The 11,736-nt window shown below is 33.6% G+C and carries 5 protein-coding genes and 1 other RNA gene; all 6 read right to left on the reverse strand.

Going from position 1 to position 11,736, the window contains the following annotated elements; all coding sequences use genetic code 11:
* Window positions 1-22: 22 nt before the first annotated feature.
* The gene (locus HX049_RS11195) at window positions 23-1,678 is read right to left on the reverse strand and encodes a fatty acid--CoA ligase (RefSeq protein WP_286415858.1); all 1,656 of its coding nucleotides are present in this window, start codon (window positions 1,676-1,678) and stop codon (window positions 23-25) included.
* A 181-nt stretch (window positions 1,679-1,859) separates the two neighbouring features.
* Entirely contained in the window at window positions 1,860-2,192 is a 333-nt protein-coding gene (locus tag HX049_RS11200) for a hypothetical protein (RefSeq protein ID WP_286415859.1), read from the reverse strand.
* A 142-nt stretch (window positions 2,193-2,334) separates the two neighbouring features.
* Window positions 2,335-3,744 carry a sigma-54-dependent transcriptional regulator gene (locus HX049_RS11205; RefSeq protein ID WP_286415860.1) on the reverse strand — a complete coding sequence of 470 codons (1,410 nt, stop codon included), beginning with the start codon at window positions 3,742-3,744 and terminating at the stop codon, window positions 2,335-2,337.
* Between the two features lie 412 nt (window positions 3,745-4,156).
* A complete protein-coding gene (locus HX049_RS11210; protein ID WP_286415861.1) occupies window positions 4,157-6,466 on the reverse strand; it encodes a BamA/TamA family outer membrane protein in 2,310 nt (769 codons plus the stop codon).
* A complete protein-coding gene (locus HX049_RS11215; RefSeq protein WP_286415862.1) occupies window positions 6,447-11,510 on the reverse strand; it encodes a translocation/assembly module TamB domain-containing protein in 5,064 nt (1,687 codons plus the stop codon). Before HX049_RS11215 ends, HX049_RS11210 begins: the two co-directional genes overlap by 20 nt.
* 122 nt (window positions 11,511-11,632) lie before the next feature.
* Window positions 11,633-11,731: signal recognition particle sRNA small type (gene ffs / locus HX049_RS11220), an RNA gene on the reverse strand.
* Between the last annotated feature and the right edge of the window lie 5 nt (window positions 11,732-11,736).

An 11,736-nucleotide genomic window follows, 5' to 3' on the forward strand; every position in this document is an offset into this window, starting at 1 on the left:
AATTTAGTACTTGACCAAACAACTATTTTAATTGATTTAGCTCATACAACTCTCGTATACGTTTCTTACTGATTTTACCAACACTTGTTTTAGGAATATCGTCTACAAATACAAAACGATCAGGTATAGCCCATTTATTTATAACTTGCTTATCAACATACTTTTGCATATAATTTATTAGGTCTCTTTCGGTAATATCTACTTCTACTTTTTTTACTACTAAGGCAAAAGGGCGCTCTCCCCACTTATCATCAGGAATTCCAATTACAGCAACATCTATAACACCTAGATAACTACTTATCATCTCTTCTAAGGCAAGTGAAGACATCCATTCGCCTCCTGTTTTAATCACATCCTTAGAACGATCTACTATTTTTACATCATTATTCTCATTAATCCATGCAATATCTCCTGTATGCAAATAGCCTCCTGCCCATAGCTCCTCACTCTTCTTAGTATCTTTATAATATCCCATGGTAAGATAAGGTGCTCTTACTACTATTTCTCCTAGTGTTTTACCATCTTTAGGTACTTCTACACCTTCCTCATCTACTACTTTTAAATCCACTAGTAATGCAGCTCTACCTGTCCTTGTTCTAATATCTAATTGAGACTCTAAATCATTTTTAATAGTCTCTAAAGATAGATATGAAGTCGTTAATAATGGACAAGTTTCAGACATACCATATCCTGTCACTACTGATATACCTCTTTCCATAGCCCTCCTTGCTAATGGTTTGCTCAAAGCAGACCCTCCTATTAATACACTCCAATTTGAAAAATCAATATCACTAGCGGCAGGACTAGTCAATAACATATTTAATATCGTAGGTACACAATGTGATATCGTTGGTTTCTCTTTTCTAAAGATTTCTAAGAAACTCTGTGGTTCAAATCTACCAACATACACTTGTTTTAAACTTAATGCTGTCGCTACATAAGGAAGGCCCCAAGCATGGACATGGAACATTGGTGTTAAAGGTAAATACACATCTTTTGATGTAATTTTAAACCCTTCATTCATCAGAGATAACACACTCATCTCTACCATCGTATGTAGCACTAATTGTCTATGAGTGAAATATACCGCTTTCGGATCTCCTGTTGTTCCTGTTGTATAAAATAAAGTTGCTACTGCTTCTTCAGAAAAATCAGGAAAACTATACTCTTTCGAAGAAGAAGTAACTAAGTTGTCAAAGTAACCCTTTATATATAAAATTGTCTTGACTTCATTAGTGTGGTCGCGAATAATGATAATCTGCTTTACAGTAGTCATTTTATCCTTAATCGATTCTATTATTGGGACAAAATCCTCATGCACAATTAATACCACATCTTCTGCATGATTAATAGTATAAAGCATTTGCTCTGGAGCTAGACGCCAATTAATAGTATGCAACACATTTCCCGAAATAGGAACTGCAAAATAATTCATTAAATAGCGATGACTGTCATAATCTATAACTCCTACAACACTACCTCCATCTAATCCTAATTCTTTATATACATTACACAGCTGTTTCACTCTACTATACAATTCATAATAATCGAACCGCTCTTGGTTCTTATAAACTATTTCATGTTTTGGATTAACACGAAGCGAGTTCTCTAATAAATCTTTTATCAACAGTTGATAAGCATGTGCATGACTGTTAGATTCTATTGTTTTTATTTTCATTTGATTGTTTTTTGTTGGTGTACTACAATATAGTAAAAATGTTTCAAAACTCAACCTATCAACTAATTACCAATACTATATGGTAATAAAAGCACTCTACACTAACATGATAACTGAGCATAAAAAAAGCCTGTGAATATAAATCTTTCACAGGCTTTTTTAAAAATATATCGCGATTTCATTAGCTTCTCAATGATGCTATAAACTCTTCCACATCTGCATCAAACGTTGTTTCTTGAATTAGTTCAAGAGATAAGCTTGTCATCTTTTTAAAATGTGTTTTAGAAAAACTTCTTCCTCCAAAACTCTCTCTACAGAAGTCTCCTATAATACCAAACACTCCGTTTACTTCGTCTATAGTAACTTCTTTCTGATCTGCGTATCTTCCTCTTAATACAGCAGCACCAACATAAGCCCCAATCTTCACAACTAAATCTGTATCTAGAATTTCCTTTTTATCAGCTAAATAAAATAACTCATCTAAATTATGATGTATTAGCGTTTTTATATCCATATCCTCTACTTCTCTTATTTTAAGCAAAGGTAAAAATAAAAGTAGAGATATACTTATACTTTTAATATGAACTATACTTTACACTAAACCTAAAATTGAGTACAAAAAAAAAGTGTTGAATCATCTTCAACACTTTTAAATTTTATAATTCGATATTATACAATTTCATTTTATTATACAATGTCTTTCTATCTATTCCTAATACCTGTGCAGCCTTAGTTTTATTAAACTTAACTTTTTCTAATACAGTACGAATAGCTTGTTCTTCATTTCTAGAAGAGAACAACTTGAGATCATCCTCTACTGCTTCGTTACTTACATTAGCTTTAATCACTTCTGATTTTGGCACGAGAATCTCTTGTGGCAGTACATCTTTTTCTATTACCTCTCCACGAGTCAAAAGAACTGATCTTTTAATAATATTCTTCATTTCTCTTAAGTTCCCAGGCCAATCATAAGTTAAAAAGATACACTCTACCTCAGAAGAGAATTTTTTTACTTTTTTCTCAAGTTCGATATTAGATTCGTTTAAGAAATGCATTGCGAACATTAATATATCTGCCCCTCTATCCGCTAATCTAGGAGCAACAATACCAAACTCATTTAATCGATGATATAAATCCTCTCTAAACTCACCCTCTCTTACTGCCTTTGGCAGATCCTCATTCGTTGCAGCAATAACTCTAATGTCTACATCTATTTCATTACTACTCCCTACAGGCTTTACTTTTCGTTCTTGAAGTGCTCTTAGTAATTGCACTTGTACTTCGTAAGATAAATTACCTACCTCATCTAAGAATATGGTTCCTCCATTAGCCGCTTCAAAGTGTCCTACCTTATCCGTAACTGCTCCTGTAAAAGATCCCTTAATATGCCCAAAGAACTCACTAGAAGCTAAATCTTTAGGAATAGCACCACAATCTACTGCAATATAAGGTTTATCCTTACGCTTACTTTTTAAGTGAATAGAATGTGCTATATTTTCTTTACCTGTACCACTATCTCCAATAATCAAAACAGACATATTAGTAGGTGCTACTAAATCAATGTACTCGTGTAACTGTTTAGACACATTACTTTCTCCTCTTACATAATCTAGCTCTATACTATTCTCATCTGTATCTTCTACATCTTTTACCACCGTAGTCTTAGCTTTCGATTTTAAAGGTTCGCCACTTTCCACACTAGCTTTTCTTTCGAGCGCTTGTTTAATTGTCAAAAGTATTTCATCTGGGTTAATTGGCTTAGCTACATAATCGAATGCTCCTAACTTCATTGCATTCACAGCTGTTTTAATTTCGGTATATCCCGTCATTAAAATAACTTGTGAAGTTCTACATTTTGATTTTATATATTTAAGTAACTCTAGACCATTACTATCAGGTAGTCTAACATCTGTAAGAACAATATCATAGCACTCTTCATTAATACACTGTTCTGCTTCTGTACTACTAAATGCATTAGATACTATATACCCTTTTTTAGATAAAAAAGTTTTTAGCATTTCGCAGAAAGGAACATCATCATCTATAACCAGAATCTTGTGACTCATATTTTTATTTTTTATGTGCTAAATGCAAATTTAAACTTTTTATCATTCATTCCCAATGTAGACCATAAATTAACCATTATAAACAGCAAAAGGGAGCCTAAGCTCCCTATTCACCTGAAGATTTCTCTTCTTCACCTTACTAACGATCTAACTTGTTATCTCTCGATAACATAACTTTTAAATAAACACTTAAATTTTCTTTTTCAAAAGCAGGAAGTTTTACAACTTCTTTACTTTTTTATAACACCTTACTGTAATAGTATATATACAAAACCATGCCAAACCCTATAGACATAATAACAAACCACATATCTATTTTATATTCAATCCATTATGATATTTTAAAAAAAACTCCCCAACTTTCCACAATAGGAAAAGATGGGGAGTTTTTTGTGTATTGTTTCCACACATATTAGAAAGGATACCCAATAGCGAAGTTAAACATCAGATTGTCTTTTCGCCATCTACTACTTCCAAAATTGATATCATCAATTACCCAACGTTCGCCAGATGCATGATAGGGCACGCGCAATGGAAAAGCAAAATCAAAACGAAGAACTAGGAATGTTACATCAAATCGAAGACCTGCTCCTGCTCCTATTGCTAATTCATTTAAAAAATCACCACTAAACTTACCTCCTGGGCGATCTGATACTTCGTTTAAGTTCCAAATGTTTCCTGCATCAACAAACAGTGCTCCATGAACAATACTAAATAATTTTTTTCGATATTCTAAGTTCATTTCTAACAACATATCTCCTGATTGATCTGGTATAAACTTAGCATTGTTAATCTCTGGATTAAATGAACCTGGTCCTAAAGTACGTGCTCTAAAAGCTCTAATACTATTAGACCCTCCTACATAGAACTGCTTCGTATAAGGCATCTGCTTAGAATTACCATAAGCTACACCTATACCTGCATGTACTCTACTTACTAACTGAGAAGTTCTACTTAGTTTTAAATAATATCTAAAGTCATGTTCTGTTTTCACATACTGGCTAAAAGGTACACCTATCAAACTTTTTTCCCTATCCTTATCCACATTCGCCCCCATTAATAAACCTGTGATATTAGCAGATAAATCTAATCCACCACGATAATATATTGTCCCTTTTTTAAACTTCTTGCTAGTATTTGTATAAGTATAGGTATAAGTAGGTCCAAAAGTCAATTGCTTATCTAATACCCTTTCTAGTGATGGGTTACCCTCTGCATACTCTTTATAATAATCAGTGACATGCCCAGGTTTTACATAATTAATATCAAATATTTTCAAATCATGTTCTCTAAAAGCGCTTTCCTTCCATAAGTATCCCCAAGAGGCTTTAAATGACTGTAATGAATATAATTGACTACGTTCTAGATATTCTCCTCCAAGAATAGCACGAGTTTTAGGAATGTAAGCACTAGTAGATTGTAGATTAAATGGAGAAATTATCTTAGGCCAAGTCAGACTAGTCTCAAGACCTACCTTGTATACATTGTATCCATTATTAGCTGATGACATCTGAAAGTCTGCTCCACCATAAGCAGACACAGAAAACACCTCAGCTCCTCTCATAAAGTTCTTATTACTCCAGTTCAGATTTAATTCTGCTCCATTGTAACTAGCGGAATTCATCTTACCTAACAACTCAAGTCTAATAGCCTTAGGATTATCAGGAGTTAAAAAATAATAAGCATTTAATTTATGATTTAAACTATCTGATATCTCAAACTGATTCTTCACAAATTTAAAAACACCTAAACTTACCAATCTGTTTAGAGATAAATTATGGTCATTTCTATTATACGTATCTCCATGTTTTAAATGAATTGCTCTATCATAGATAGATGGTTTAAACTTTCCTTTAGGATCTACTATTTTAAAATCTTTATATACTTGTGCAGAGTCAAGAGCCTGCATATAATTCGTATCAGACAAAACATAGTCTGAAAATATATAAATATTATCGATGGTATAAGGCTCTAGTGCTAATTTAGGTGTATTCTCTTTGATTTTTAAAGCTAAGTCTACCTGATGATGCCCCACACTACTATCTACCTGTACTAATAAGTTATCAGCACTGAAGTAATAATATCCCTTATTCTTTAAGTAATTATCAAATCTAGTACGCTCATCTTTAATAACATCTAAATCATACGCTCTTCCCTCTCTTAATCTTGTATAAGGCATAGCTTGAGACAATACTTGCTTGATACCTGTAGAGTCTTTTGCAAAGGTAAACTCGCGTATTTTATATTGTTCACCTGGAGTTACAGTGTATTCCACCCCTTTCTTCTTATCACTAGGTCTAACGGTATCATAAGTCACATCTACATTAAAATATCCTTTATTCTCTAATCGATTAGATAGAATAGCTTTATTGTTCTCCATATCTACTTGGTCAAATAATACAGGGGGTTCACCTAGTTTATTTCGCATCCAACGACGTAGTTTATTACTCTTTTCAGGATCTCCTGCTAGATTATAAAAAAACAATTTAGGATGCATACCTAACAACGTGGCATTAGGAATAGGACGTAGTAAACCATGAAGTTCATCATTCATCTCAGACTTTTGAGACTTGGATAATGAGTCACTATTAATTACTACTTTCCCTCCTGAGTACAGATACTCATCTTCTGCCAGATGACGAGTTGTATTACATGAAAATATAAATAATAATCCAAGACATCCTGCTAATCCATTATATATTTTACTCTGCTTTAGCTTCATCTCTTAATTGCTTTTTTAATTGTCTTTTATCTTTACTACGTTCAAATAATTCGCGGAATCTCTCATAACTCATTGTTATTATAAATCCGACACCTGTCTCTACAATTTGACCTTGAAGAGCTACCTCATAACGGTTTTTTCTATACACTTTCATTAAATATCTACCGTCTTTTGACAATGCATATTCTAATTCAATATCACCTGCTATATTAGCTGCTTGCTCGTTCTCACGAGCATTCCCCTCTACTTCGAAACTACTTCCTACTGTCACTTTTAATCGATCAGAGAATAAGCGTTTTGACACTGCAACATTTAAATCTGTCCTATTCTCTTTACTTCCTGAAGAGTAATCCTCTGAAGATTCTAAATTAAAGTTAAGTTCTACACCTGCAATTAAGTTACCTGCCAAGTTATTCAACTGATCTGATAATAATCTACTCACACTCTGTCTAGCCATAGACCCTGCACTCATTCCTCCAGCACTACTCTCAAAAGGATTCTCACCTATAAATCTGTTTAATAACAATAACGCAAATACTTGTTTATTTAGTTCAGACTCATTCTGTCTTAACTGTTCTAACTTCGTCTTCGTATTGCTTAGCACATCTCCTGATACACTTGTAATTCCTTCTTTTAGTTGCACATCGAAAGATATCTCGGGTTTCAGTAATTCTCCTTCCATCTTTAATAAAGCTTGGAATGGTATCTTCTGCTTATACATATTTTGCTGTGTAGGAGATAGACTGCTTAGCTGATTTCCTAATAGATCTATCGGAGCAGTCTTTGTCTCATAGATAGCAGTTAAGTGTAGATTAGCATCTGTAGGATCTCCTGCCCAGATAATATAACTTCCTTTTTCAATCTCAAATTTTCTCTTCATCATATTGAAAGACAAATCATAAGAACCTTGAGAGAACTCATATCTTCCAGCCAAAGTTACTTTACCTGATGGATCAATTCCTCCTACTAAGTCCGCCTCTCCTTTTAATATGATCTTATCTCCACTTGATTTATCCATTATCATAGTAAAACTAGCTTCTTTATCTACTTTAATCGAAACAGATACATCTAACCCTTTTAATGCTGAATTATTAAAATCTTCTTCATACTTTCTCATTTCAGCTAATTGTAAGCTATGCTGATCTACGAACTCTACAATACCTTCTCTATCTGCTATACTAGGATCTTCCTGTGGTAATACAAATGAGAAATCTGTCTTCTTACCGACTTCTATTCCTCCAGTAACAATAGGTTTATTTAAATCTCCTTTTATCTTAATATCACTGTCAAAAACCAATTTACCATAATACATCTCATTATCTTTAGACGTAGAGTTCACTGCTTTAAAATCAACTGCCTTAATACTTAGGTTAAAAGCAAAATCTTGATATGATTTAGTAAGTACCTGCCCATCTACCACTAGTAGATTTCCATCTGTATCTGTGATACTAAACTTATCTAATTCTATCCCTCTATTTGTAAAAGAAATCTTTTCGTTAATTTTTCTAAAGTCAGCGTTTAATCCATTTACATGAAAACCTATATCATTAAAGTTCATAGCTCCTAATATTTTAGGATCTGTAAACTTCCCTCCTATTTTTAGATTACCTGAGAAGAATCCTTCTGCTTCTGATAACTGTTCTTTAGCAAAATACTCTATCGCTGCCATTTGGAACTTAGCTAAGTTCACATTCATATTCATCTCCTGAGTATCAGCATCAGCCCATCCGTCGATAGATATCTTATTCTCTCCTCCTTGTAAAGTAATATCAGTTATAAACTTACTCGCACTCTCATTCTTAACGCCAACATGTAAGTCTCCTAGCCCTATTTCCATCACGTGTAGTTTAGAAATATCAATATCTGAGATAAATCTAAAGTCTGTTACCAAATCTTTTAGATACACCTCACCATCAATAAATCCACTAGCTAAAAGCACATCTTTTTTAATCATTTTAGTCAAACTCTCAATGCTAAAATCATTGAATGACAACTTCATTGGACTATTGGCTACTTCATCTTTAGATTCTATTGCTAAAAGACTATTATTATACGCTAGTTTAAAGTCTTTTGCATAGAAACCATCGGGTTTAAGTATAAATCTATTATTAGGGTCAACAGTCCACTTTTGATAATCTAACACAAAACCATCAGGTCGCAAATGATGAATCAGATCTCCCTCTTTTGTACTGACTTCTCCAGCTATTAAATAACAAGGAGCTCCTGTCTTATCTTTTAAATTTAAGTTATAACTTAAAGTATTATTTTTAATATCCCCCTCTAGAGCCAGACGTTTTAATGCTATACTAGCATTAGCAATGCGCTCTATGTCTAAAGCGTAGGTAAGGGCGCCATCGACTGGCTTAACATCAACAGAAATATTATTTATCTCATTCTCTCCATATTCGATTAAAGGAATAGTACCTTGCAAACTGATATAATTAGAATCAGACTCATATCGTCCACTAAACTGTATAGGTTGTAATTCTTTTAAATCAGGCAATACAGAATGGATAATACCATTATCCTTAACCTTCAGCGTATAAGCAAAGAAATGGTTTGGCAAAGGCTTAGAAGCATCCTCTATTAGCTCTTTTTGCTGTTTTTCTTCTACCTCATTATTGAAATAGCTCTTCAATGAATTAGTAAATAAATCTGCCAATAGAGTCATCTTATACTCTCCTTGCATACCAAACTCTACTAATTCAGAGTTTAAGTGTAAAGATTTTTTTACTCCATTTGTTACAGCCTTAACTTCGATCGGTTTTAGTGTGATTACCTGTTCTTTTGTACCATAAGACAAATCGCTAACTACTATTGTTCCGTCTAAATCATCTGGAACGATATTACTTAGCTCTGTCTGTATTTTAGCTTTAAACACTGCAGGAGCATCCACTAGTTTTAGTCGATATAAATCAATATGCTTAAAGTCTGCTAATAAGTCTAAACTGATATTATAATCTGTCCATTTTCCATTTGCATCAATAGCAAAGTTTAAATTAGGATCGTCATTAACTGAAGTGACTTGATAACTTCCCTTCTCTAAGACAGCATCTAATTGTATATTGTTATAAGTATAATCATTATAAGTAGCACTAACTACTTTTACACCACCTTTTGCTACAGCTTTATCTGGATCAAAACCAACACCATTAGCCTTAAAAGACATCGTTAAAGCTCCGATAGAATCATTCTTTAAAATATGCCCTAATTCTAAATTTTGAAGGTTTGCTTCTACACTATATTTCTCACTTCCCTTTTTGTGTTGATCGAAGAACACTTTTACATCTGCATTACCAGAAGTCGTTTTAAGGGCTAATTGAGACTGTATAGCCTTCATTCCTCCCTTTACATTACCTGATAGCGATAAGTGCGAAGGAATCGCTATATTCGCTGGCAACACACCTTTTGGTGCGATGCTAAAGATATCCTTAGCAGAAGTCTGAAATTTATTCAGTTTTAAATCTACTATCGCTTTTTCAGGAGTAGTAGCTCCTTTTATATTTCCAACCACATTGATAGTTGTAGACTGTAATCCAGTCAATAAAAACTGTTCGATAGACAAATCCCCTACTATACCTTTTGCTTTGATGTCTACAGCTAAATTTTTATTGGTTAAACTTGTTAATCCAGCTTCTTCAAAAACAGTAGGCATGGCTAGGTATACATCTCTTAGTCCTAGATAAGACTCTTTTATCAGTACGTCCACAGAGGTATCCTCTAAATGCTCTGACAGCTTATTTACATCTCTATAATTCAACGTTACATTAGCGTCAAACTTAGAGTTAGGAGTTTCTAAAATGAAGTCTTTGATAAAAGTAGTTTGATCGCCATATAGAAAATAAGTTTTGAACTTATCTACTTGCAACCCGCTCTTTTCTTTAAAAGAAAACCCCTCTAGATTTCCTCTTATCACATTAGGAGAAAACTGAAAATCTTTTAAATCAAAATTAATATCTGTAAAAGCGATATGATTAGGGTCTAACCCAAAAGATAATGCCTTAAAATTATCGTTGTCAAACTTGACATCAATAGAGTTTAGAGCAAATTCTTTTATGCCTAGTTTCCATGGAGCAGACTCATCCACGACAGGAGCACTTTCCTCTTCTTTTACAGATTCACTAGCCTTAATAGTTATAGGAAGTAAATGAACTACAGCCTTAGTATCATCTAAGCGGATCTCTTTTAAATCTATCTGTTGATTCTTTAAATCAATTTGCTCAAATGTAGTTTTAAAAGCTCCTAACGCAAGATTAGCATATAACCTACTCTCCTTATCCTCAAAAACGATATTACTATCTGTCCACTCTATAGTTCCTAAATCTACTATAGGCATCACAGAAGTATTCGACTCTTCCTCTATCGGCTCTACAACTAACTGTGCTGCCTCAATAGAAGCCTGAGAAGGCAATTCTTTTTTATAATTTAAATCTATTCCCGCAATCGCAATCTTAGGAATAGCAAATTTCATCTCCTCTAAATCAAATTGTTTAAAACGTGTAATAAATCTCTTTAAACCAAATGAGACGTGATGACCATCATAATCATCATTGTACTTCACCTGGATATCGCTAAGGCTTATCTCGCCTACATCTATAGCCATAGAACTACTGTCCTCTTTATCCTCTTCTTCCTCTGAAGCGAAGGCTTCGATGATATAATCAAAGTTAAAGCGTCCTAGACTATCGCGTTTAATATCTGTCTTTAGTCCATCTAACTGAACACTATTGACATTGACAGAGCTCTTCAGTAGAGCGAATAAGCTAATATCTACACCTAGATAATTAGTATATAACAAAGTATCCTTCTGCTGAGACTCAACATAAAGATTCTTAACCACTATTTTTTTAGGAAAGGCAATCTCTATCCTATCTAAGGACACAGGGGTACCTATCTTATCCTGTACAAAGGTGATTGCAAAATCCTTCACCTTATTTTGGACAGCAGGTATCTGTATCGCAACGATAAGAAGTAGTAATATTAGAAATAAACTAAGTAAGAACCAGCCTAGTATCTTACCTATTTTAATTGTTATCTTCTTCAAAACAAATTTTTTATACAAAAATAACAAAAATCGTACCTACCCAACAACGATATTCAAAGTAAAAGGAAAAAACTTTAGAGCAAAAAAAAAATCTCCAACACGGAGATCTACTAATAAGAAAAAAATGGCAAGCTACCTACATCGCACCGCTACAACCTCAGACCTTTGCTGCGTTCCCACCCTGGAGGATTAAGAGGGAGCTGGTCGTGTAGGACTTGCCACTGCA

Origin of the sequence: Myroides odoratimimus, from assembly GCF_030326305.1 — a bacterium.
Taxonomy (GTDB): domain Bacteria; phylum Bacteroidota; class Bacteroidia; order Flavobacteriales; family Flavobacteriaceae; genus Flavobacterium; species Flavobacterium odoratimimum_A.

What these genes read in the sequence shown, in the direction of transcription:
- HX049_RS11195 (WP_286415858.1), bottom strand. Translation starts at nt 1,678, where the DNA reads ATGAAAATAAAAACAATAGAATCTAACAGTCATGCACATGCTTATCAA.
- HX049_RS11200 (WP_286415859.1), bottom strand. Translation starts at nt 2,192, where the DNA reads ATGGATATAAAAACGCTAATACATCATAATTTAGATGAGTTATTTTAT.
- HX049_RS11205 (WP_286415860.1), bottom strand. Translation starts at nt 3,744, where the DNA reads ATGAGTCACAAGATTCTGGTTATAGATGATGATGTTCCTTTCTGCGAA.
- HX049_RS11210 (WP_286415861.1), bottom strand. Translation starts at nt 6,466, where the DNA reads ATGAAGCTAAAGCAGAGTAAAATATATAATGGATTAGCAGGATGTCTT.